This window comes from Burkholderiales bacterium (assembly GCA_036262035.1).
Classification (GTDB): domain Bacteria; phylum Pseudomonadota; class Gammaproteobacteria; order Burkholderiales; family SG8-41; genus JAQGMV01.
On sequence record DATAJS010000018.1, the window covers coordinates 257,508 to 279,125 of the forward strand.

Below are 21,618 nucleotides of genomic sequence, written 5' to 3' on the forward strand. Positions count from 1 at the left end.
CCACGCATGACGGGCGCGCACTATTCCACCCGAACAACTCAGCACTCAACACTTACCACTAAACACTAACCGTGATCACCGTCACCTCCGCCCAGCTGAGCGCCTGGCTCGTCGCGTTCATCTGGCCGTTCACGCGCATCCTCGGGCTGCTCGCGGTCGCACCGGTGACCGGCGGGAATCAGTTCCCCGCGCGGGCCAAGGTGGCGCTCGCACTGCTGATCAGCCTGGTCGTCGCGCCGACGGTGAAGGCGCCCGAGATCGATCCGGCGTCGTGGGGCGGGCTCTTCATGCTCGCGCACGAGCTCCTGATCGGCGTGGCGATCGGCTTCGCGATGCGCCTCGTCTTCATCGCGGTGGAGATGGCGGCCGAGCTGATCGGCCTGCAGATGGGCCTCGGCTTCGCGCAGTTCTACGACGTGCACGCCACGTCCTCGCAGCCCGTGCTCTCGATCTTCTTCGGACTGGCCGCGACGTTGACGTTCCTCGCGATCAACGGGCACCTCCTGCTCTTCTCCGTGCTCGCCGACAGCTTCAACACGATGCCGGTCGGCGCCGGCGCGGGCGTCGCGTTCTGGAAGACGCTCTCGTCGTGGGGCGGCTACATGATCTACGCTGCGCTCTCGCTCGCGCTGCCGGTCATCGCGGCGCTGCTCATCACCAACCTCGGCCTCGGCGTGCTGTCGCGCGCGGCGCCGCAGCTCAACATCTTCGCCGTCGGCTTTCCGATCACCCTCGTCATCGGCTTCGTCGCCGCCATCCTCTCGGTCCCGTTCTTCCTCCCGATCTTCGAAGGCCTGGTCGGAGAAGTCGTGACCATGCTCCTCCAGATCAAATAGTCGTAAGGGTCTGACCCGAGCTCTGTCCGGGTCAGACCCTGGTTTTGACCTTCCGGTCTGACTCCAGGCCCTTTCCAGGCCAGCCCCCCGTTTGCTCCGGCCTCGACCGAAGGGCTGACTCCATGCGAGCGCGGGGACGCGTTGTGTAGACAGGTCTTGCGCCGGAGCATCGATGCCTCGTCGACCACGCGTGTCGCCCGCCGGTTATCCAGTCCACGTCGTGCAACGTGGCGTAAACCGCGCGACATGCTTCTGCCGCGATTCGGACTATCTGTGCTATCTGCAACTCCTGTCGCAGTATTCGCGCGCATTCGCGTGTGCGGTTCACGCCTACGTCCTGATGCCGAACCACGTGCATCTGCTCCTCACGCCCGGCGAATCGGTTGGGATTTCGCTGCTAATGAAGCACGTCGCTCAGCTCTACACGCAATACGTCAATCGCACGTGGCACCGCAGCGGTCCCTTGTGGGAAGGCCGATTCAAATCCAGCGTAATCGTCGACGACGCGTACCTTCTCGCCTGCTATCGGTACATCGAGATGAACCCGGTGCGCGCGCGGCTCGCCGACGATGCCGCGCACTACGCGTGGTCGAGCCATCGTGCGAACGCAGGCGTCGCCGTCGACACGCTCGTGAAGCGGCATCCGCTCTACATCGGCCTGGCCAGCCACGACGAAGCCTGCGCGGCCGCATATAGACAGCTGTTCGAAAGCTCGCCGCGGCTCGATCGCGAGCAACAGATTCGAAACGCTGTCGAACGCGAATTGCCTGTCGGTCGAGGCGAATTCCGGTTCAGGTTGCTAGCGTCCATGCGACTCGCAGCGACAGGTGCGGCGGTGATCGCAGCAGCGCCTGCGCAGAACGGGGAGGAGCATCCCACAACCAAAAGCGGGATCTAACCAGGGTCTGACCCCGAAAAGCCGGGGTCAGACCCGATGAGAGGCTACAGCGCTCGCCCGTCGAACTGCTTCACCGGCACGGACGAAATGTCGAAGCCTTCCAGGCAGCGTGCGTTGATCGCCGCCATCGCATTGCCCTTGGGGTCCACGCCTTCGCCGAACGCGTGGATCCCGCACTCGGGGCAGAACCGGTGCTTGATGACGTGCTTGTTGAAGGTGTAGGTGCTCAGGTTCTCGTCGGGCATCGTCAGGTGCAGGTCTGCACGCGGAATGAACCAGAGCAGCGACCCCTTGCGGGCGCACATCGAGCAGTTGCATTCCATCAATTGTTTGATCTCGCCTTCGGCTTCGAAAGCGACGCGACCGCAGTGACAACTGCCTTTGTAGCGCATGCAGGGCTCCTGATAAGACTTACTCAGGCGCCAGTCTAGCGCATGGGACCGGAAAACCAGGGTCAGACCCCGAAAAGGCCGGGGTTAGACCCTAGCGGCGAGCAAGAGTCAACGGAAATAAAAGGAAAGGAGGTTCAAGGAGGGAAACCTTGGTTTCCCACCTTGGCGTTCACCGGCGCGAAGCGCTGGCGCCCGCTGGCGGGCGCTAGCGCAGCTCGATCACGCCCGAGGCGACGCGCTGGGCGATCGTCACCTTGGACTCGATGCCTTCGTTGAAGGAGAGGATGGCGTATTCGGAAAAGCCGCGCTCGTGCTGGAGCTTCTCCGCGGCGCGGCGGAAGACCTGGGTGCTCTCGCCTTCGCCGCCGACGATGAAGCGCTTCATCGTGAGGTTGACGCGATAGCGGCGATCGGAAAGCCGCTCGAGCTCGACCTTCCAGTTCGGCGCGAGCGGGTCGACGATCCAGTAGATGATGCCGATGGCGACCAGGCCTTCGGCGGGTATGTGCAGCGACGGGCTGACGTCGAGCGTCTTCGCCGGGATCAGGGTGTTCGGCCCGGTGTAGTCGTCCATGCTGCTGCAGCCGGCGGCGGCCAGCATCATCGCAGCCAGTAAAGCGCGGCGGATCATATGAAGTCGAAGAGCTTGAGGCTCGTCACCGCGACGAACGACTTCTGCGCCGCTTCGAGGCTGAACTGGCGCTGCGCGAGGTCCGACAGCGCCTGGGCGTAATCGAGGTCCTGCAGGCGCGACAGATCTTCGGAGTAGTGCAGGTTCATGTCCTCGGTCGTCGATTGCACCGAGTCGAGCTCCTGCAGCCGGACGCCGACCGCCGCGCGCGTCGTGAGGATCTGGTCCAGCGCGCGATCGAGGCTCGCGCCGACCGCGTTGAGGTCGCTCTGGTAGTTCGCCTTGGACGCAAGACCGGTGGTGACGCCGGTGTTGAGCGTCGTGATGAAATCGTGGATCGTCGAGAAGACGTCCTTGGTCTGCGCGGCGCCCACGCCGAACGTGTCGCCGCTCGCCGGCGCGCCGGTGATGTCGAGCTGTATGCCCGCGTCCCACGGCGTCGCGATCGGGTCGCCCGCCTGGCGCTGGAAGTCGATCGCGACGCCGGGCGTATACGTGCGGGCGTACGGACCGGCCGCCGGCGCGGCGCCGGTGAGCATCGAGGTGTTGCTGGCGTTGTCGACGATGTCGTACGTCGTCACCGGCGGCGTCGCATTGCTCACGTGAAAGCGCACGCTGAAGTTCTGGCTGTTCGAGGCGCCGTTCCATGCCGCGGCGTTGCGCAGCATGCCGGGCCCGGCGATGCCGCCGCCGGCGTTCGAAGCGCCCGGCTGCGTCACGAACGAGCCGTTGCCTTCCTTCATGCGCTGGAACACTTCGGTGCCGCTGTCGCCCACGGTCATGCGCCGCTGCGGGCCGATCTGGATGTAGCGCTGTCCTTCGTCGCCCGAGTACGCCACGACGCCGGGGCTGGTCTCCGCGAACGGCTGCGCTGCGGCCTGATAGCCGGCGAACATGTATTTGCCGTCGCCGTCGGTGCTGTTCGCGATGCCGATGAGCTGGTCGTACAACCCCCGCACCTGCGTCGCGATGCTCTGGCGGTCGGAGTTCTGCAGGCCCGGGTTGCCGGCCTTCACGACCAGCTCCTTGATGTCCTGGATGACGCCCGTCGCTTCGCCCAGCGACTCGAGCTCGAGGTTGAGCGCCGAGGTCGCGTTCGCGGCGTTCACGCCGTACTGGGTGTTGACCGCCTTGGACTGCTGCAGACCGATGACTGCCGCGGCCGCGATCGGATCGTCCGACGGCTTGACCACGCGCCGGCCCGTCGAGATCTGCTGCTGCAGCTCGAGCTGCTCGAGCTGCGGGCGCTGCATGCCGCGCATCCCGAGCTCGTAGAGCATGCTGGTGGAGACACGCATGATCAGTTTCCTAACCGCAGGATGGATTCGAACATGTTCTGCGCCACCTCGATCACCTTGCTCGAAGCCTGGTAAGCCTGCTGGTAGCGCAGCAGGTTCGCGGCTTCCTCGTCGAGGTTGACGCCGGAGAGCGCCTGCTGCTGCTCGCGCGAGCGCGACGCGATGGTGTCCTGCGCCGCCGAGGCGATCTGCATTTCGGCCGCGGTGTTGCCGACCGAGCTGGTGAGCTGGCCGTACGCCGCCTGGTACGACGCCGTGCCGCCGAGCAGCGTGTTCGACGTCTGAAGGTTCGCGAGACGCCCGGCGTTGCGGCTGTCGGACGTGCCGTTGGTGTTGGGTCCGATCGTGAACGTGTCGCCCGCGCGCGGGGTGCCGGTGATCTGGACCGTCCAGCCGTTGTAGCTGATGCTGCCGCCCGACGTGTAGGCCACGCCGGTCGGGTTGCCGGTGCCGGTGCCGGTCACGTCGAACGTGCCCGCGCCGGTGAACGTGAGGGTCACCGGCTGCTGGAGGTTCGCGTCGAGCGGCGGGTTCACCACCCCGTCGCTGATCCTGGCGGAGCCGAGGTTCGCCGTCGACGAGCCGGTGCGCATCGGCGCCGCCGCGGCGATGCGCGTGGGATCGTTGAGCGCGACCGTGAGGTTCCGCGCGGCGTAGCGCGTCGGCTCGATCAGGAAGCTGTCGCCGTTGGCCGGCGCGCCGCCCGACAGGCCGATGGTGAGGCCGTCGACGGTCTGCGGCAGCGACGCATACGTCGTCGTCGTGTTGTCCGAAAGACGCGTGAGCTGATAGTTGCCGCCGGTGTACGTCAGGCGGTAGTCGCTCGACGTGAGCGCGGTCGCGCTGGCGATGCCCGCGCTGACCGTGGCGGCGCCGGTGTTGGCCGCGTGCTGCGTCACGACCGCCTGCGGTTGGGCGAAGAACGCGCCGCCCATGCCGCCGACGAGATCCTGGCCCAGCGCGTGCTGGGCGTTGAAGGTCTCGGCGAGGCCCGCGGCGATGCGCCCGAGCTGGTTCTGGGAATCGGCGAGCGCGGTCGAGCGGAACGCGAGCAGCGCGCCGAGACTTCCGCCGGTGAGGGTCGTCGCCCCGAGCACCACCGAAGCGCTGCCGGTCTGGTAGGTGACGTCGAGCTGATCGGGCACTTCGGCCGACTGCGTGGTGCCCAGCGAGAACGCCTGGGTGCCGACGACCAGCGCCTGGCCCGATCCGATCGTCACCGACACGTTGCCGTCGGGCTGCACCACCGTGCTGGCGCCGACGAGCTTGTTGAGCTGGCTGACGAGCTCTTCGCGCTTGTCGAGGAGGTCGTTCGGCGGCTGCGCGGGATTCGCGCCGGTGGTCGCGATGCGCTGGTTGATCGAAGCGATCTCGCGCGCGTACGCGTTCACGCTCGAGACGGTGCTCTCGAGCTGGGCGTTGACGCCGCGGTTGATCTCCACGAGCCGGTTGTCGAGGGCCTGGAAGCGCGACGCGAGCGCGTTCGCCGACGAGATCATCGCCTGGCGCGACGGGATCGAGGCCGGATTGCTGGCGACGTCGTTCACGCTCGCGAAGAACGACTGGAGCTGCGGCGCGAGGCCCGCGTTCGGGTCCGAGAGCAGGCTGTCGATCTGCGCGATCTGGGCGTTGAACGCGGCGTAATAGCTCGCCTGGGCATCGGCGCGGTTCGCCTGCGCATCGAGGAAGGTGTCGTAGACGCGGCGCACCGTGTCGACGTTCACGCCCTGCCCGATGAAACCCGCGCCGTTGAACACCGGCGACGAGTTGCTCTGCACCACCTGCTGCCGATGGAAGCCGGGGGTGTTGGCGTTCGCGATGTTGTGGCCGGTCGTGACGAGACCCGCCTGTGCCGCGGCGAGTCCCGAGATACCGATGCCGAATAAGCTCATGATGGCTCTTCTTATGCCCGTCGATCATTAACGGCACGCGCGCAAAAAACCTTTGCGCCGTGCACGAATCTCCCCTCCCCCTGCCAGGGGGAGCGGCCGGGGGTGGGGGTCGGTTTGCTCAGGAACATCCTCATGCCGACAACCCCGAGCGCATCACGCTGCCGGTGATGATCCGCGTGAGCTTGGACGCATACGCCGGGTCGGTCGCGTAGCCCGCCTTCTGCAGGCCCTTGGCGAACGCGTGGGGATCGTTGCCCGCCTCCAGCACCTGCGAGTAGCGCGGGTTGCTCTTGAGCATGTTGGCGTAATCCATGAACGCTTCGCCGTAGCTCGCATACGAGCGGAACTTGTCCACGACCTTCTGCTTCACGCCCTTGATGTATTCGGTGGTCTTGATCGCGGCGACGTCGCCGTCCCACGAGCGACCGGCCTTGATGCCGAACAGGTTGTGCGAGTTCGTGCCGTCCGCGTCCTTGATCTGGCGCGTGCCCCAGCCCGACTCGAGCGCGGCCTGGCCGATGATGAAGTGCGCCGGCAGCCCGGTCGCCTTCGCCGCCTGCACCGCGTGCGGCCACATCTTGTCGATGAAGGCCTTGGCCTTGCCCGTCATGCCGACCGGCTTCTCCGGCATCGGCTCGACGGCCGGCGCGGCCGGCTGCACCGGCTGCTGGTTGCGCGGCGCGCCCCCCGTCAGGTTGAGCGGCGGCGCGACCACGCCCGCGGCCTGCGCCGCGGCGCTGCCGCTGCCTTTCGAAAGCTGCTTCACCATCACGTCGGCGAGGCCGACGCCGCGCGCGCTCATTGCCTGAGCGAGCTGCTGGTCGAGCATGCCCGTGTACATCCGCGTCTGCTCGCTGTCCATGATCCCGTCCTGAGGCGATGCGTCGCGCATGCTCTTCAGGAGCTGGTTGATGAACAGCGTCTCGAACTGCTTCGCCGCGCCCCGGATCGCCTTGTCGGGCGTCTGGTTCGCTTCGGTGCGCAGCTTTTCGAGGCCGCGGGGATCGAGTGCGACGGATGTGGTGGGAGTCATGACGACCTCGCTTAGATGATCTCGAGCTCCGCGCGCAGCGCGCCGGCGGCCTTCATCGCCTGCAGGATCGACAGCAGATCCTGCGGCGTCGCGCCGATCGCGTTGAGCGCCTTGACCACTTCGCCCAGATTGGCGCCTTTCACCGTCATGAGCTGCCCCTGGTTGGCCTTGATCTCGATCTGCGCGCGCTCCGAGACCACGGTGTTGCCGCGGCGCGCGAGCGGCGCGGGCTGGCTGATCACCGGCTCGCTGCTGATCGAGACCGACAGGTTGCCGTGGGCGACCGCGCACACATCCACCGTCACGGCCTGGTTCATCACCACCGATCCGGTGCGTGCGTTGACGATCACTTTCGCCGCGGCGCTGCCGGGCGTCACGTTGAGGCTTTCGATGCGCGAGAGGAACGCGACGCGCTGCGTCGGGTCTTCCGGGGCCGCGACCTGCACGGTGCGGCCGTCGACGGCCACCGCGATGTCGCCGAACGCGCCGTTGATCGCCGAGACGATGCGCTCGGTCGTCGTGAAATCGGTGGTGTTCACCGCGAGCATGATGCTGCCGCTGCCGCCGAGGTTGGTCTGCACCGCGCGCTCGACCGTGGCGCCCGCTGCGATGCGGCCGACCGACAGGTGGTTCACGGTGACGCTGCTGCCGCCCGCCGCCGCGCCGACACCGCCGACCAGGACGTTGCCCTGCGACAGCGCGTAGACCTGCCCGTCCGCGCCTTTCAACGGCGTCAGGAGCAGCGTGCCGCCGCGCAGGCTCTTCGCGTTGCCGAGCGAGGAGACCGTCACGTCGACCTGCTGGCCCGGCTTGGCGAACGCCGGCAGCGTCGCGGTGACCATCACCGCCGCGACGTTCTTCAACTGGAGGTTGGTGCCCGGCGGCAGCGTGATGCCCAGCTGCGAGAGCATCGTCGTCAGGCTCTGCGTCGTGAACGGCGTCTGCGTCGTCTGGTCGCCCGTGCCGTCGAGACCGACGACGAGGCCGTAGCCGATCAGCGCGTTGGAGCGCACGCCCCCGATGGAGGCGAGATCCTTGATTCGCTCGGCGTGGGCGGTGCCTGCCACTGCCGTCATTGCGAGAAGCAGCGCGCCGGCCACCCTGAGCGTAGCGCGGCGAAGTCGAAGGGCGAAGCAATCCCGGAGCGTCCGCATGGTCATGTTCATCGAATCCTCAGAACGGCAGCACGTTGAGGAAGAAGCGCGTGAGCCAGCCGGTCTGCTGGTTCTCGGCGATCGCGCCGCTGCCGCGGTATTCGATGCGCGCGTCGGCGAGCTGGATCGACTGGATCGTGTTGCCGGCGGTGAGCTGGATGGGGTTCACCACGCCCGACAGGCGGATGAACTCCGAGCCCTGGTTGATGCCGACCTGTTTCTCGCCGCTCACCAGGAGGTTGCCGTTGGGCAGCACTTCGGTGACGGTGACGGTGATCGTGCCGCTGAAACCGTTCGCGTTCGAGCTCTCGCCCTTGCCGTCGAACGAGAAGTCCGAGGTGGCCGCGAGGTTCGAGTTCAGCAGCGATTTGCCCGGCAGGCCCGCCAGCGCGGTCACGCCGAAGTTGTTGTTGCTGCCGCGGCTGGTGTTGGTGTTCGACTTCTTCGACGCGTCGGTCTTCTCGACGATCTGCACCGTGATGATGTCGCCCACGCTGCGCGCGCGGCGGTCTTCGAAGAGCAGCCCGCTCGCGAAGCCCGCGGTGTACACCGAGCCTTCGGTGCGCACCACCGGCGCCGGCTGCGCGGGACGCACGCTGATCGGCTGGTGGACGCTGGTGGGCGGGGTGACGGTGACGCAGCCGCTGGTGGCGGCGGCGACGAGCGCGGCGATCACTATGAGTTTCGTGTTCATGCGTGTCCTGAAGGTCAAAACCGGGGGCAGACCCCAAAAAGGCCGGGGTCAGACCCCGAAGTCACGCGCGCTGCGCGCGCCGGTTACAACTGCGCCAGCTTCTGGAGCATCTGGTCGGACGTCTGGATCGCTTTCGAGTTGATCTCGTAAGCGCGCTGGGTCTGGATCATCGAGACGAGCTCTTCGACCACGTTCACGTTCGAAGTCTCGACGTAGCCCTGGTTCAGCAGGCCCATGCCGTTGGTGCCGGGCGCGTTGCTGCCGGGCGTGCCCGACGCGGCGGTCTCGATGTAGAGGTTCTCGCCCATGCTCTGCAGGCCGGCCGGATTGACGAAGCCGATGAGCTGGAGCGTGCCGACCTGCGTCGGGGCGGCCTGCCCCTGGCGGCTCACCGACACCACGCCGTCGCGGGCGATGGTGACGTTCAGCGAGTTCGCCGGAATCTGGATCGCGGGCTGGACGGGGAAGCCGCTCGCGGTGACGAGCTGGCCCTGCGCGTTCACCTGGAACGAGCCGTCGCGCGTGTACGCCGCGCTGCCGTCGGGCATCTGCACCTGGAAGAAGCCCTGGCCCTGGATCGCGACGTCGAGCGGGTTGTTCGTCTGCTGCAGGTTGCCCTGCGTGAAGAGGCGCTCGGTCGCGACCGGCTTCACACCGGTGCCGAGCTGCAGGCCCGACGGGAGCTGGGTCTGCTGCGACGACTGCGCGCCGGGCTGGCGGATCGTCTGGTACAGCAGGTCCTCGAACACCGCGCGGCTCTTCTTGAAACCGTTGGTCGAGACGTTCGCGAGGTTGTTCGCGGTGACGTCCATGTTGGTCTGCTGCGCATCCAGACCGGTCTTCGAAATCCACAGGGAGCGAATCATTTAAGTCAGTCCTTTAGCGGGCGACGGAGAGGAGCTGCGTCGCCTGGCGATCGTTGCCGTCGGCGTTCTGGAGGATCTTCATGTTCATGTCGAACTGGCGCGCGAGCGAGATCATGCCGACCATCGCTTCGACGACGTTGACGTTGCTGCCTTCGAGCGCGCCGCCCTGCACTTTCACTTTCGGATCGCTGTCGACCTGCGTGCCGGCGCGCACGCGGAAGATGCCGTCGTCGCCGCGGTAGAGGCTTTGCTCGGGCGGGTTGACGAGCTTGATGCGGCCGAGGTTCTGCACCTGCTGCGCGCCGGTGTTGGGCACCGTCGAGACCGTGCCGTCGGCGCCGATCGTGATGCGCACGTTCTCGGGGATGGCGATCGGACCGCCCTCGCCGAGCACCGACAGCCCGGTGCGGGTCTGGAGCACGCCGTTAACGTTCACCTGCAGGCTGCCGTTGCGCGTGTAGCCTTCGGAACCGTCCGGCGTCTGCACCGCGATCCAGCCCGCACCTTCGATCGCGACGTCGAGATCGCGGCCGGTCGCCTGGATCGCACCCGGCGTGAAATCCGCGCCCGGGGTCGAATCGACGACGAACGCGCGCGTCGCGGCGCCGTCGCCGAGGGTCTCCGCGGCGCGGAACGACGCGACCTGCGCACGGAAGCCGGTCGTGTTGGCGTTGGCGAGGTTGTTCGCCGCCACGGCCTGCTGCGTGAGCATCTGTTTGGCGCCGCTCATCGCGACGTAGATCATGCGGTCCATGGTCTGCCTTAAATCTTCAATACCTGAGTGACACTTCGGAGCACACCGGGGTCAGACCCCGATGAAGCCGGGGTCAGACCCCGAGTCAGAGACGATGACGCGACTATGTCACGTCATCGTCCGGTTCTTAACGCAGATTAACGATGGTTTGCAGCACCTGATCCTGCGTTTTGATCGTCTGCGCGTTGGCCTGGTATACGCGCTGGGCGGTGATCATGTTCACCAGCTCCTGCGTGAGGTCGACGTTCGAGTCTTCGATCGCGGCCGATTGCAGCGAGCCCATGCTGCCGGTCTGCGGCGCGCCGATGATCGGCTGGCCCGAGTCCGCGGTCTCCTGCCACAGGTTGTTGCCCGTGGGGCGCAGGCCCTGCGGGTTGGCGAAGTTCGCGAGCACGACCTGGCCGAGCGTGTTCGCCTGGCCGTTGGTGTAACGGCCCGAGATCACGCCGTCGTCCGCGATGTCGAAGCCGACGAGGCGGCCCGAGGTGTAACCGTCCTGCGACAGCGCGGTCACGCCGAAGTCGGAGCCGAACTGCGTCGTGCCGGTCCAGTTCATCTGCATCGAGATGGGCGAGATCGCGCCGGTCGCGACCGTGACGTTGACGCCGCTCATCGGCTGCGCGGTCGTGAGCTGGCCGCTGGAGTTGAAGTCGAGCTGAACCGGGTTGCCGGCGCCCGCACCGAGGTCCACCGCACCCACGGCGCCGCCGTCGACCGTCGCGTGCACGTCCCACTGGCCCGGCGTCGCGGTCTTCACGAAGTAGTAGGTCAGCGCGTGCGCGTTGCCGAGCGAGTCGTAGATCGCGCTCGAGGTCGAGTTGGTGTAGGTCGCGGCGTTGTTCGGGTTGAACACCCCGGCGATCGCCGGGGAGCGCGAGTCGAGGTTGAGCGTGCCGAGCAGCTCGGTCGTCGCCGACGGGCTGATGTCGGTCGTCGACAGGTGCAGCGGCACCGGCGCCGAGGCGACGATGTTGTTCAGCGAGTCGACCGTGTAGCCGGTCAGGCGCAGGTTGTCGCTGTTGACGATGTAGCCGTTGTCGTCGACGTGCATCTGGCCGTTGCGCGAGTACATCGCGCTGCCGTTGTCGTCGAAGCGGAAGAAGCCGCGGCCGTTGATCGCCACGTCGAGCGGGCTGTTGGTGGTGGTGATGTTGCCCTGCGTGAATTCCTGCTGCACCGACGCGACTTTCGTGCCGATGCCCACGTTGCCGGAGCCGCCGCCGCCGAGCGAGCTCGCGAAGACGTCCGCGAAGATCGCGCGCGAGCTCTTGAAGCCCACGGTGTTGGCGTTCGCCACGTTGTTGCCGATGACGTCGATGTTCTTGGCAGCGGCATTGAGACCGCTCAGTCCAGCCTGGAAACCCATGGTTGCTTAGCTCCGGTTAGAGGATTTGTTTGACGTCGGACATGCCTACGCTGCCGCCGCCCTGAAGGTTGAGCTTCATGCCGCTCGATCCGAGCGACACGCCGTCGACTTTGCCGAGCGCGACCGGCTCGGCGGTGATCGTCTTGTTGCCGCTCGCGGCGACGACCTGGAACGTGTACTGGCCGGGGTTCGCGGTGGTGCCGGCGTCGGTCTTGCCGTCCCACTCGAAGCCCGACATGCCGCTGCCGGCGGCACCGAGCTCGATGCGGCGGATGATCGTGCCGGCCGAGTCGGCGATCGACACGTAAACGCGATCCGCGGGCTGTGTGAGGTTCACCGCGCCGACCGCCTTGCCGTCGGCGAGGTTGAGCGTCGAGCCTACCGCGTAGACCTGGCGTCCGATCATCGCGGCGCCCTGCAGCGACTGGCCCGACAGCATCGAGGTGGAGAAATTCTGCATCGTCGAATTGAGCTTCTCGATGCCGGTCACGGTATTGATCTGCGCGAGCTGCGTGGTGACCTGCGCGTTGTCGAGCGGGTTGAGCGGATCCTGGTTCTTCATCTGAGTGACCAGCAGCTTGAGGAACCGGTCCTGCTGCTCGGTCGCGCTGAGCGCGCCCGGCGCCGACGACGCCGCGGAGCTCGTCGTCGTGGTGTTGGTGCTGACGGGCACCGTCGTCGTGCTCTTGTTCGAGCTCGAATTGGAGCTCGAGCTGTCCGACATGAGGCTCTTGATGCCCGAGAGGACCGACAGTCCGGTGCCGATCGCGGTGAGTATGGGTAGCATTTGGACGATCCTTATTGAGCGGTCCGCACGGACCGCTGCGTTTACTGGCCGATCTGCAGCGTCTTGAGGAGCAGGGTCTTCGCCGTGTTCATCAGCTCGGCGTTGGTCTGGTACGAGCGCGACGCGGAGATCATGTTCACCATCTCCTCGATCACGTTGACGTTCGGCATGGTCACGTAGCCGTCCTTGTCCGCGAGCGGGTGCCTGGGATCGTGCACGCGGCGGCCGGGCGTCTGGTCTTCGCGCACTTCCGACACGCGCACCCCGACCGAGCCGTCCTGCGCGTTGACCGGCTGCGCGGTGAACACGACCTGCTTCGCCTTGTACGGCGTGCCGTTCGAGCTCGTGACGCTGTCGGCGTTCGCGAGGTTGCTCGCGGTCGTGTTCAGGCGCTGCGACTGCGCGGTGAGCGCGCTGCCCGAGACGTCGAGGATGCTGAATAAGGAAGACATCGTTTTCTCCGCGGGGTCTGCCCCCGTCCGTATCGGGGTCTGACCCCGGTTTTAAGCTCCGTTATCCCTGGATCGCGGCGAGCATCGCCTTGATCTTGCTCGAGATGAACATCGTCTGGGCTTCGTAGCGCACCGCGTTCTCCGCGAACTGCGCGCGCTCGACGTCGATGTCCACCGTGTTGCCGTCGACGCTGCGCTGGACCGCGCTGCGATACATGAGCTCGGTGTCCATCGGGCCTTTGTCGCCGAGCGTCTTCAGCCCGGGCGCCGCGAGCTTCGACTGCGGGGCGCGTGCGTCTTTCAGCGCGCTGGCGAAATCGATGTCGCGGGCCTTGTAGCCCGGCGTGTCCGCGTTGGCGATGTTCGACGCGATCAGCTTCTGGCGCTCCGCGTGCAGCGAGAGCGCCGTCTGGTTGAACTGGAAAAGTGCGTCGAGCTTGTTCATCTCAAGTTCTTCCGGTTTGTGTCGTGGAGCGAATAGTAGGTGCGAGGGGTTGAGAACGATCGACGGATAAAGCGGGAAAAACCGGTTCAATTCGGCGCGTAGTGGCTGCTTTTTTCCGTGGAGAATGCGAAGCCTCGACGAACCCGGACACCTGCCATGACCCGCTTTTTCCGCCTGATCGCGCTCGCCTTACTGGTTGCCGCCCTGCCCGCGGCCTACGCGCAAGTGCCCGCCGCACAAGGTCTGCCGGCGCGGGCCCAGCAGCCGCATTCCACGATCAAGGCCGCGGTCGAGGAGTTCCTGCGCGTGCAGACGAGCGGGCTTCCGGGAAAAGCAAGCTTTACCGCCGGGGCGATCGACCCCCGCCTCCAGCTCGCCGCCTGCGGCGCCATGGACGTCTTCAGCCCGCCCGGGAGCCGCCTGTGGGGTAACACCTCGGTCGGCGTGCGCTGCGGCGCCCCGACGCCCTGGACGATCTACGTGACCGTTTCGGTGCGCGTCAGCGGCCCCTATCTCGCCAGCGCCCGCGGCCTCACCGCCGGCCAGCCCCTGACCCAGGCCGATTTCACGGTCATGACCGGCGACCTCACCCACATGCCCGCCGGCGTGGCCACCGACGCTTCGCAGGTGGTCGGCAAGACGCTGGTCTCGCCGCTCGCCGCCGGCCAGCCGATCCGCGCCGATCTCCTGCGCACCCCGAACGCGGTGCTCTCCGGCCAGAACGTGAAAGTCGTTTCCGAAGGCGCCGGCTTCCGCGTCGCCGCGGACGGCAAGGCGGTGAACAACGCGGTGGTCGGCCAGGTGGCCCAGGTCCGCATGAATTCCGGGCAGACGGTCAGCGGCATCGCCCGCGCCGACGGTACGGTCGAAGTAAAGTTCTAATAAAACCAGACACTTAGAACTCCCGCTCAAGCGGTCGGCGCATCGGTCGTTATTTCCGGTGCGGACGGCGGACAATCCACTAAAGTGACGTGGATAACTGCCGTTAATCCCGCAAGCACCCTTGCTAGAAGGGCTGGAGATTCAAAGTGAAAATCAACCCGAGTGCAAAGAGCATCGCTCCCGCGGCCGTCGCCGAAGAGCGCTCACGCGTCCAGAAGCAGGCCGAGCAGCCGAAGTCCGGGGGCAGCTCCAGCGTCAAGCTGAGCTCGCTCTCCTCGTCGCTTTCCCAGATCGAAGCGGGGATGGACAAGGCGCAGGCCGTCGACAGCAAACGCGTCGCCGAGATCAAGAAAGCGATCGACGAAGGCCGGTTCGAAGTGAATTCGAGCGCCGTCGCGGACCGCCTGATCGAGAACACGCGCGACTTCCTGCGCACGCACAAGCAGTAAGACCGACGAAAAGATGAGCCAACCCGCCGCACAGCTCGCCGCCACGATCCGTTCGGAGCGTGCGGGCGTCCAGGCGCTGGTCGAGACGCTGACGGCGGAGCGCAACGCCCTCCTCAACGGCCTCACCGACCAGCTCGCCGAGACCGCGCAGAGGAAGCGCGAGCTGCTGCTGCACATCGCCCATCTCGGCGACCAGCGCAACCGCGTGCTCGAGCGCAGCGGCTTCGCCGCCGACCGCCGCGGCATGGAGAACTGGCTCGTCGCCAACGACCCCTCCGGCGTCGCCCGTACCGAGTGGAATGCGCTCCTCGAGCTCACGCGCGGCGCGCATCGCCTGAACCGGGAAAACGGCGCCTACATCGACGCCGGAATGCGCGCCAACCAGCACGCCTTGCAGGCGCTGATGAGCGCCAGCGCCGCCGCCAGCACCTACGGCGCTTCCGGCCGCGCCACCAACCCCTACGCATCCAGATCCCTTGCGTCCGCGTAGCAGCGTGCTGCGCTGGTTTTAAAGGAAAGGGAGGTTCAAGGAGGGAAACCTTGGTTTCCCTCCTTGGCGTTTACCGCCCGAAGGGAGCCGCAGGCTCCCTCCCTTCGGCTCGCTCCTGCTCGCTCCGCCGCCCTAGATTAGCTAGACTTCGGGCGACGCTGCCATGATCGCGTGCCCTAACTGCAAGCGGCGGATCATCACCCGCCGCGACATCCTGTACGCCCCGCTCGACGGGACCGCGCAGTGCCGCGCGTGCGGCCAGCACTCGCGCCTGGACACCTTCAGCCGCTGGGTGGTCTCGTGCCTGGTCGCGGTATCGCTGCCCGCGCTGCTCCTCACCTGGGGCGTGTTCTATAGCGGACACCTTCTGGTCGTGTCGATGATCGTCATCATCGTGGCCGCACGCGTGATGGCCTGGCTGGCCCTGCCGTTCTTCGGCCTCGAGCCGGTGCCGTCGCACATTCCGCTCGATCGCCGGCAGAGCGTGATCATCCTCTCCGCGCTCGTCGCCGCGGCGTTCGTGCTCGACGCGTTCATCGCGTCACGCTTCGAAAGCGAAGACACGATACGCGACGCCGAAGCGCCGGCCGCGATCCGCAACCTCCAGCGCTGATCCTTTTTTCACACACGCACCGTGAGTTTTGTCACGGTGCGTGTGCGTGGTGTGGGGAAACCGTGACTAGTGCCTCGTCCCGGTGCTCAAAAAGCTCAAGGATCGCGCATTCGTGATTTCGTAACGGTCCCATGCCCTCCAAGACCCTGTTCGTCGATGCCCGTACCGAGGCGCAGTTGCTCGAAAACGCCGCCGCGCAGATCCGATCTTTCGTCTCGAGCGACCTCTTCGCCTTGGCGGCGAACAGCGCTTTCGGCGCCTCGGGCGGCGCGCTCGCCGCCGCCATCCGCGACTTCGACCGCAAGGGCTGGCCCAAGCTGGTCCTGCTCGACGAGCACGACCTGCACGGCGCGCGCGCCGCGTACTCGCAGGAGACCGACACCATCTACCTCTCGCGCACCTTCGTCGCGAGCGCTTCGTCTTCCGCCGTGACCGCGGTCATCGTCGAGGAGATCGGCCACGCGCTCGACGCGCGTCTCAACAGGACCGATTCCGCGGGCGACGAAGGCCAGATCTTCTCGACGTACGTCATGGGGCACGCACCCACTGCGTCCGAGCTCGCCGCGATGAAAGGCGAGGACGATCACAGCACGATCGTCGTCGACGGCAGGACGATCTCGGTCGAGCTCGCGGCGCCCGTCGTCGGCTCGGTCACGCTCGACGGCAGCCTCGCCGACTGGACCGTCAACGACCAGATCGACAAATCGCTGTCGGTGTCGGGTTACGACCTCTACGCCAAATCGACCGGCGGCTCGTACGTGTTCGCGATCAAGGCGCCGGTGGCCGTCGGCGCGAACACGACGGTCTGGCTCAACACCGACCAGAACGCCGCGACCGGCTACAAGATCTGGGGCTGGGCCGGCGGCGCCGAATACAACATCAACTTCGATTCCACCGGCACGCCGCGCCTGTACACCGGCGCCGACGGCCAGACCCTGGTGTCGGGCGCGACGGTCTCCTACGGCTTCTCCGCCGACCGCACCGTCGTCGAGTTCGCGGTCGCCGCGAGCACGATCGGCGCGCCCTCCGCGCTCAACACGCTGTGGGACATCAACAACGCCACGTTCCTGCCGACCGATTTCTCGTCGGCTCAATACAGCGTGAGCGCCGCCACCACGCCCGCGCCCGCGCCGGTGGTCGGCTCGGTCACGGTCGACGGCAACCTCGCCGACTGGACCGCGACCGACGTCATCGACAAGACGCTTTCCACCGCGGGTTACGACCTCTACGCGAAAGCGACCGGAGGCTCGTTCGCGTTCGCGATCAAGGCGCCGGTCGCGATCGGCGCGAATACGACGGTGTGGCTCAACACCGACCAGAACACCGCGACCGGCTACAAGATCTGGGGCTGGGCCGGCGGCGCCGAATACAACATCAATTTCGACGCGACCGGGACGCCGCGCCTCTACACCGGCGCCGACGGCCAGACGCTCGTCAACGTGCCGGTGACCTTCGCGTACTCGGCCGACCGCACCGCGGTCGAGTTCACCGTCGTCGCGAGCGCGCTCGGCGGTCCTGCCGCGATCAATACCCTGTGGGACATCAACAACGCGACCTACCTGCCCGGCGACTACTCGGCGACGCAATACACGGTCGGGACGGCGGCAGCGCCCGCGCCGGTGATCGGCGCCGTCACGCTCGACGGGGCGCTGACCGACTGGAGCGCTGCGAACCGTCTCGACACCACCGGCGGCACCACCGGCTACGCGCTCTACGGCAAGGAGACCGGCGGCTCGTTCGTCTTCGCGCTGTCGGCGCCGGTGGCGATCGGCGCCAACACCACCGCGTGGCTCAACACCGACCAGAACAGCGCGACCGGCTTCAAGATCTTCGGCACGAGCGGCGGCGCGGAATACAACATCAACTTCGACGCGTCCGGCACGCCGCGCCTCTACACCGGCGACGCCGGCCAGACGCTCGTTCCGAACGCCAACATCACGTTCGGCTACTCCGCCGACCACAAGGTCGTCGAGTTCGCGGTGCAGGCGAGCGCGCTCGGCAACCCGGTCGCGGTCAACACCCTGTGGGACGTCAACAACAGCGTGTTCCTGCCGGGCAGCTTCGCCGGCACCCAATACACCGTCGTCAACACCGACGCGCTGCCCGCACGCACCGATTTCTCGAAGAAGATCGGCATCCTCTACTCCGACACGACCGCGGCGAAGTACTTCAGCACCATGGCGTACTCGCAGCTCTTCATGGACGCGCAGTCGCAGGCCGCCATGGCGGGCGTGCACTACGACATCCTGACCGAAGCCGACCTCACCAATCTCGCCAAGCTCGCGAACTACGACGCGCTGCTCTTCCCGAGCTTCCAGAACGTGAAAGCGAGCCAGGTGTCGGCGATCGAGAACACGCTGAAGATCCTGGTCGAGCAGTACAAGGTCGGCCTGATCGCCTCGGGCAACTTCATGACCAACGACGAGAACGGCGCGGCGCTGCCGGGCGACTCGTACGCGCGCATGAAGACGCTCCTCGACCTGCAGCCGGTCGGCGGCGGTTTCCCCGCGAACTTCACGGTGAACGCGGGCGACATCGCGCACCCGATGATGCAGGACTACACCGCCGGGGAGACGATCCACAGCTACACCGGCACCGGCTGGCAGGCGTTCGCGCCGGTCACGGCGCCCGGCACCGACGTGCTTGCGACCCAGAACGTCGGCGGCGTCACCTATAACTCGGTCATCACCACCACGACCGGCGGCCGCAACGTGCACTTCTCCAGCGACGCGGTGATGGGCGACAACAACCTGCTGTGGCAGGCGATCGACTACGCCGTCAACGGCAGCGGCGTCACCGCGGGTCTGCAACTGTCGCGCAACGCGAGCATCGTCGCCGCGCGCAACGACATGGACCAGGCGATGGAGCTGTTCGACGTCAAGCCCGAGAACGGCGGGCCGGGCATCTACGACAAGCTCGTGCCCATCCTCCAGCAGTGGAAGACCCAGTACAACTTCGTCGGCTCGTACTACGTCGACATCGGCAACAGCGCCGCGCTCGACCAGGGCACCAACTGGGCGGTCTCGGGCCAGTACTACAAGCAGATGCTCGCGATGGGGAACGAGATCGGCTCGCATTCATACACCCATCCCGAGGACACCAACCTCCTCACCGCCGCGCAGTTCCAGTTCGAGTTCCAGCAGTCCAGGACAGTGATCGAGCAGCAGATGTCGGCGATCCTCGGCCGGCCGTTCACGCTCGACGGCGCGGCCGTGCCCGGCGCGCCCGAGAACCTCGCGACGGCGCTGTCGATCATCCAGTACTACGACTATCTCTCCGGCGGCTTCTCGAGCATCGGCGCGGGCTATCCGAACGCGCTCGGCTATCTCACTCCGGCGATGGCGGCCGCGGACAAGGTCTACCTCGCGCCCAACGTGAAGTTCGACTTTTCGCTCGTCGAGTTCGGCGGCATGACCCCGGCGCAGGCCTCGGCCGAATGGGCGCGCGAGGTGGCCGAGCTTTCGAAGCACGGCGACGTCCCGATCCTGCTGTGGCCGATGCACGACTACGCCGAAGCGATGTGGTCGACCAACCCACCCGCGGGCTCGCCGTACACCACGCAGATGTTCACCGACTTCATCGCCAGGGCCTACCAGGCGGGCTCTGAATTCGTGACGTTGTCCGACCTCGCCGACCGCATCTCGCGCTTCAACGATTCGTACGTCTCGTTCAACACCTCGGGCAGCACGGTCACCGCCACGGTCGTGTCCCCCGACGCGGGCAAGTTCGCGCTCGATCTCGACAACCTCGGCACGCAGAAGATCGCGAGCGTCGCGAACTGGTACGCCTACGACGACGACAGCGTGTTCCTCGATCGCGACGGCGGCACGTTCACGATCACGCTGGGCGCCGCGGCGACCGACGTCACGCACATCACCGCGCTGCCGATGCGCGGCGAGCTGCTCTCGGTCACCGGCAACGGCACCAACCTCAACTTCTCGGTGATCGGCGAAGGCAGCGTCGTCGTCGACCTGCACACCCCGACCGGCCAGCAGGCCGTGGTCACCGGCGGCACGGTCAAGAGCCTGGTGGGCGACCTCCTCACGATCGACGTCGGCGCCTACGGCCAGCACGACGTCGGCATCACCTTCGCGGCGGTCAATCACGCGCCGGCGATCTCGTCCAACGGCGGCGGTGCGAGCGCGGCGTTGTCGATCGCGGAGAACGCCACCGCGGTGACGACGGTGAAAGCGACCGACGTCGACGCCGGTCAGACGCTGACCTATCTCATCTCCGGCGGCGCCGACGCGGCGAAGTTCGGCATCAACGCGACGACCGGGGCGCTGGCGTTCCTGAGCGCGCCGGATTTCGAGAACCCGACCGACTCGGGCGCGAACCGGGTCTACGACGTCATCGTCAGTGCGCGCGACAACCTGGGCGCGCTCGACACGCAGGCGCTCGCGGTCACCGTCACCAACATCGCCGGGCTCACGCTGAACGGCACGAATTCGGCGAACACGCTGAACGGCGCGGGCGAGGAAGACACGATCTCGGGTCTCAACGGCAACGACACCCTGAACGGGCTCGGCGGTAACGACACGATCATCGGCGGCGCGGGCAACGACACCATGAACGGCGGCGACGGCAACGACGTGCTGATCGGCGGCGCCGGCAGCGATAAGCTCACCGGCGGCGCCGGCCGTGACCGCTTCGACTACAACGCGATCAACGAAGGCACCGACACCATCACCGACTTCGCGCGCGGCGCCACCGGCGACGTGCTCGACATCCACGACGTGCTGGTCGGCTACCGTCCCGGCATCTCGAACGTGAACGCGTTCGTGAGATTGAGCGGCGGCGCCAGCACGACCGTGTCGGTCAACGCCGACGGCGCCGGCACCGATTTCGTCGCACTGGCCACGCTCCAGAACGTCGCGATGTCGTCGTCGCTCCTCAACGACCTCGTCGCGCAGGGCAACCTCGCGCTCTAGCGCGAACGTCATTCCCGCGAAGGCGGGATCCATTTTCACTTCGGGGGTCGGACAAATGGATTCCCGACAGCCCCGCTACCGCGGTTCGGGAATGACGGAAGGAGGCAGGCCCTACGCGCGGCCGCGCTTGAGCGCGGCGGTGATGCCCGCGACGTGCTTACCCTGGAAGCGCGCGATCGCGAGCTCGTTCTCGCTCGGCATGCGCGAGCCGTCGCCCTTGGTGATCGTCGACGCGCCGTAGGGCGTGCCGCCGCTGATCTCGTCCATGTTGACCAGGCGCTGCTCGGTATAGGGCACGCCGACGACGATCATGCCGTGGTGGAACAGGGTCGAATGAAAGCTCGTGATCGTCGTCTCCTGCCCGCCGTGCTGGCTCGCGGTCGAGGTGAAGACGCTGCCGACCTTGCCGACCAGCCCGCCGCTCATCCATAGCCCGCCGGTCTGATCGAGGAAGTTGCGCATCTGCGAAGTCATGTTGCCGAAGCGCGTACCGCTGCCGAAGATGATGGCGTCGGGCTCGGCGAGCTGCTCGACCTTCATCACCGGCACGTGTGCGAACGCTTCGCGCGCCTTTTTCGCGCCGCTCTTTTCCAGGATGTCGTCCGGCACCAGCTCGGGCACCTGGAAGAGCGCGACTTCCATATCGGCCACTTCGCGCGCGCCTTCGGCGATCGCTTCCGCCATGCGATAGATGTGGCCGTACATGCTGTAGAAAACGACGTAGATGCGGGTCGGCATGGTTGCTCCTGTAAGAA

The 21,618-nt window shown here is 66.6% G+C and carries 21 protein-coding genes; 7 read left to right on the forward strand and 14 right to left on the reverse strand.

From position 1 onward, the window contains the following. Positions 1–71: 71 nt before the first annotated feature. Together fliR and VHP37_21680 are read left to right on the forward strand one after the other, a co-directional pair. Positions 72–836 (forward strand): flagellar biosynthetic protein FliR, encoded by a 765-nt coding sequence (gene fliR, locus VHP37_21675; GenBank protein ID HEX2828974.1) that lies wholly within the window; start codon positions 72–74, stop codon positions 834–836. A gap of 190 nt (positions 837–1,026) precedes the next feature. Beyond that, positions 1,027–1,734 (forward strand): transposase, encoded by a 708-nt coding sequence (locus VHP37_21680; protein HEX2828975.1) that lies wholly within the window; start codon positions 1,027–1,029, stop codon positions 1,732–1,734. A 44-nt stretch (positions 1,735–1,778) separates the two neighbouring features. Here the strand turns inward: VHP37_21680 and VHP37_21685 are convergent, their stop codons facing one another. From VHP37_21685 to flgB, 13 genes are all read right to left on the reverse strand, one after another. After that, entirely contained in the window at positions 1,779–2,126 is a 348-nt protein-coding gene (locus VHP37_21685) for a GFA family protein (protein ID HEX2828976.1), read from the reverse strand. 205 nt (positions 2,127–2,331) lie between these two features. Continuing rightward, positions 2,332–2,757 (reverse strand): hypothetical protein, encoded by a 426-nt coding sequence (locus tag VHP37_21690; GenBank protein HEX2828977.1) that lies wholly within the window; start codon positions 2,755–2,757, stop codon positions 2,332–2,334. Continuing rightward, positions 2,754–4,055 (reverse strand): flagellar hook-associated protein FlgL, encoded by a 1,302-nt coding sequence (flgL, locus tag VHP37_21695; GenBank protein ID HEX2828978.1) that lies wholly within the window; start codon positions 4,053–4,055, stop codon positions 2,754–2,756. The genes VHP37_21690 and flgL overlap by 4 nt, the downstream gene beginning before the upstream one ends. 2 nt (positions 4,056–4,057) lie before the next feature. Further along, on the reverse strand, positions 4,058–5,947 hold the full coding sequence (gene flgK / locus VHP37_21700) for a flagellar hook-associated protein FlgK (protein ID HEX2828979.1): 1,890 nt from the start codon (positions 5,945–5,947) through the stop codon (positions 4,058–4,060). Positions 5,948–6,077: 130 nt separating this feature from the next. Further along, positions 6,078–6,980 carry a flagellar assembly peptidoglycan hydrolase FlgJ gene (gene flgJ, locus VHP37_21705; protein HEX2828980.1) on the reverse strand — a complete coding sequence of 301 codons (903 nt, stop codon included), beginning with the start codon at positions 6,978–6,980 and terminating at the stop codon, positions 6,078–6,080. 11 nt (positions 6,981–6,991) lie between these two features. Beyond that, on the reverse strand, positions 6,992–8,056 hold the full coding sequence (locus VHP37_21710; protein HEX2828981.1) for a flagellar basal body P-ring protein FlgI: 1,065 nt from the start codon (positions 8,054–8,056) through the stop codon (positions 6,992–6,994). A 97-nt stretch (positions 8,057–8,153) separates the two neighbouring features. Next, positions 8,154–8,828, reverse strand: a complete 675-nt coding sequence (locus VHP37_21715) for a flagellar basal body L-ring protein FlgH (GenBank protein HEX2828982.1) — start codon at positions 8,826–8,828, stop codon at positions 8,154–8,156. Between the two features lie 83 nt (positions 8,829–8,911). Beyond that, positions 8,912–9,694 (reverse strand): flagellar basal-body rod protein FlgG, encoded by a 783-nt coding sequence (gene flgG, locus VHP37_21720; protein HEX2828983.1) that lies wholly within the window; start codon positions 9,692–9,694, stop codon positions 8,912–8,914. A 13-nt stretch (positions 9,695–9,707) separates the two neighbouring features. Further along, entirely contained in the window at positions 9,708–10,448 is a 741-nt protein-coding gene (gene flgF / locus VHP37_21725; GenBank protein ID HEX2828984.1) for a flagellar basal-body rod protein FlgF, read from the reverse strand. Positions 10,449–10,575: 127 nt separating this feature from the next. Then, positions 10,576–11,814, reverse strand: coding sequence for a flagellar hook protein FlgE (gene flgE, locus VHP37_21730; GenBank protein ID HEX2828985.1), 1,239 nt, complete (start codon positions 11,812–11,814; stop codon positions 10,576–10,578). A gap of 16 nt (positions 11,815–11,830) precedes the next feature. After that, entirely contained in the window at positions 11,831–12,601 is a 771-nt protein-coding gene (locus VHP37_21735; GenBank protein HEX2828986.1) for a flagellar hook assembly protein FlgD, read from the reverse strand. 41 nt (positions 12,602–12,642) lie between these two features. Then, on the reverse strand, positions 12,643–13,053 hold the full coding sequence (gene flgC, locus VHP37_21740) for a flagellar basal body rod protein FlgC (GenBank protein ID HEX2828987.1): 411 nt from the start codon (positions 13,051–13,053) through the stop codon (positions 12,643–12,645). Between the two features lie 61 nt (positions 13,054–13,114). Then, the gene (gene flgB, locus VHP37_21745; GenBank protein ID HEX2828988.1) at positions 13,115–13,498 is read right to left on the reverse strand and encodes a flagellar basal body rod protein FlgB; all 384 of its coding nucleotides are present in this window, start codon (positions 13,496–13,498) and stop codon (positions 13,115–13,117) included. Positions 13,499–13,654: 156 nt separating this feature from the next. Here flgB and flgA point away from each other — a divergent pair, with 156 nt between their 5' ends. From flgA to VHP37_21770, 5 genes are all read left to right on the forward strand, one after another. Next, positions 13,655–14,380: a flagellar basal body P-ring formation chaperone FlgA gene (gene flgA / locus VHP37_21750; GenBank protein HEX2828989.1), complete on the forward strand. Its 726-nt coding sequence runs from the start codon at positions 13,655–13,657 to the stop codon at positions 14,378–14,380. 146 nt (positions 14,381–14,526) lie between these two features. Next, a complete protein-coding gene (gene flgM, locus VHP37_21755; protein ID HEX2828990.1) occupies positions 14,527–14,829 on the forward strand; it encodes a flagellar biosynthesis anti-sigma factor FlgM in 303 nt (100 codons plus the stop codon). Positions 14,830–14,842: 13 nt separating this feature from the next. Further along, entirely contained in the window at positions 14,843–15,319 is a 477-nt protein-coding gene (locus VHP37_21760) for a flagellar protein FlgN (GenBank protein ID HEX2828991.1), read from the forward strand. Positions 15,320–15,482: 163 nt separating this feature from the next. After that, the gene (locus VHP37_21765) at positions 15,483–15,932 is read left to right on the forward strand and encodes a hypothetical protein (GenBank protein HEX2828992.1); all 450 of its coding nucleotides are present in this window, start codon (positions 15,483–15,485) and stop codon (positions 15,930–15,932) included. A 131-nt stretch (positions 15,933–16,063) separates the two neighbouring features. Continuing rightward, positions 16,064–20,863, forward strand: coding sequence for a type I secretion C-terminal target domain-containing protein (locus tag VHP37_21770; protein HEX2828993.1), 4,800 nt, complete (start codon positions 16,064–16,066; stop codon positions 20,861–20,863). A 111-nt stretch (positions 20,864–20,974) separates the two neighbouring features. Here the strand turns inward: VHP37_21770 and wrbA are convergent, their stop codons facing one another. After that, entirely contained in the window at positions 20,975–21,601 is a 627-nt protein-coding gene (wrbA, locus tag VHP37_21775) for an NAD(P)H:quinone oxidoreductase (GenBank protein HEX2828994.1), read from the reverse strand. Between the last annotated feature and the right edge of the window lie 17 nt (positions 21,602–21,618).

Bases quoted from the DNA above. Each gene is read 5' to 3' on its own strand.
- VHP37_21685 (HEX2828976.1), bottom strand. From the start codon at position 2,126: ATGCGCTACAAAGGCAGTTGTCACTGCGGTCGCGTCGCTTTCGAAGCC.
- VHP37_21690 (HEX2828977.1), bottom strand. From the start codon at position 2,757: ATGATCCGCCGCGCTTTACTGGCTGCGATGATGCTGGCCGCCGCCGGC.
- flgL (HEX2828978.1), bottom strand. From the start codon at position 4,055: ATGCGTGTCTCCACCAGCATGCTCTACGAGCTCGGGATGCGCGGCATG.
- flgK (HEX2828979.1), bottom strand. From the start codon at position 5,947: ATGAGCTTATTCGGCATCGGTATCTCGGGACTCGCCGCGGCACAGGCG.
- flgJ (HEX2828980.1), bottom strand. From the start codon at position 6,980: ATGACTCCCACCACATCCGTCGCACTCGATCCCCGCGGCCTCGAAAAG.
- VHP37_21710 (HEX2828981.1), bottom strand. From the start codon at position 8,056: ATGACGGCAGTGGCAGGCACCGCCCACGCCGAGCGAATCAAGGATCTC.
- VHP37_21715 (HEX2828982.1), bottom strand. From the start codon at position 8,828: ATGAACACGAAACTCATAGTGATCGCCGCGCTCGTCGCCGCCGCCACC.
- flgG (HEX2828983.1), bottom strand. From the start codon at position 9,694: ATGATTCGCTCCCTGTGGATTTCGAAGACCGGTCTGGATGCGCAGCAG.
- flgF (HEX2828984.1), bottom strand. From the start codon at position 10,448: ATGGACCGCATGATCTACGTCGCGATGAGCGGCGCCAAACAGATGCTC.
- flgE (HEX2828985.1), bottom strand. From the start codon at position 11,814: ATGGGTTTCCAGGCTGGACTGAGCGGTCTCAATGCCGCTGCCAAGAAC.
- VHP37_21735 (HEX2828986.1), bottom strand. From the start codon at position 12,601: ATGCTACCCATACTCACCGCGATCGGCACCGGACTGTCGGTCCTCTCG.
- flgC (HEX2828987.1), bottom strand. From the start codon at position 13,053: ATGTCTTCCTTATTCAGCATCCTCGACGTCTCGGGCAGCGCGCTCACC.
- flgB (HEX2828988.1), bottom strand. From the start codon at position 13,498: ATGAACAAGCTCGACGCACTTTTCCAGTTCAACCAGACGGCGCTCTCG.
- flgA (HEX2828989.1), top strand. From the start codon at position 13,655: ATGACCCGCTTTTTCCGCCTGATCGCGCTCGCCTTACTGGTTGCCGCC.
- VHP37_21760 (HEX2828991.1), top strand. From the start codon at position 14,843: ATGAGCCAACCCGCCGCACAGCTCGCCGCCACGATCCGTTCGGAGCGT.
- VHP37_21765 (HEX2828992.1), top strand. From the start codon at position 15,483: ATGATCGCGTGCCCTAACTGCAAGCGGCGGATCATCACCCGCCGCGAC.
- VHP37_21770 (HEX2828993.1), top strand. From the start codon at position 16,064: ATGCCCTCCAAGACCCTGTTCGTCGATGCCCGTACCGAGGCGCAGTTG.
- wrbA (HEX2828994.1), bottom strand. From the start codon at position 21,601: ATGCCGACCCGCATCTACGTCGTTTTCTACAGCATGTACGGCCACATC.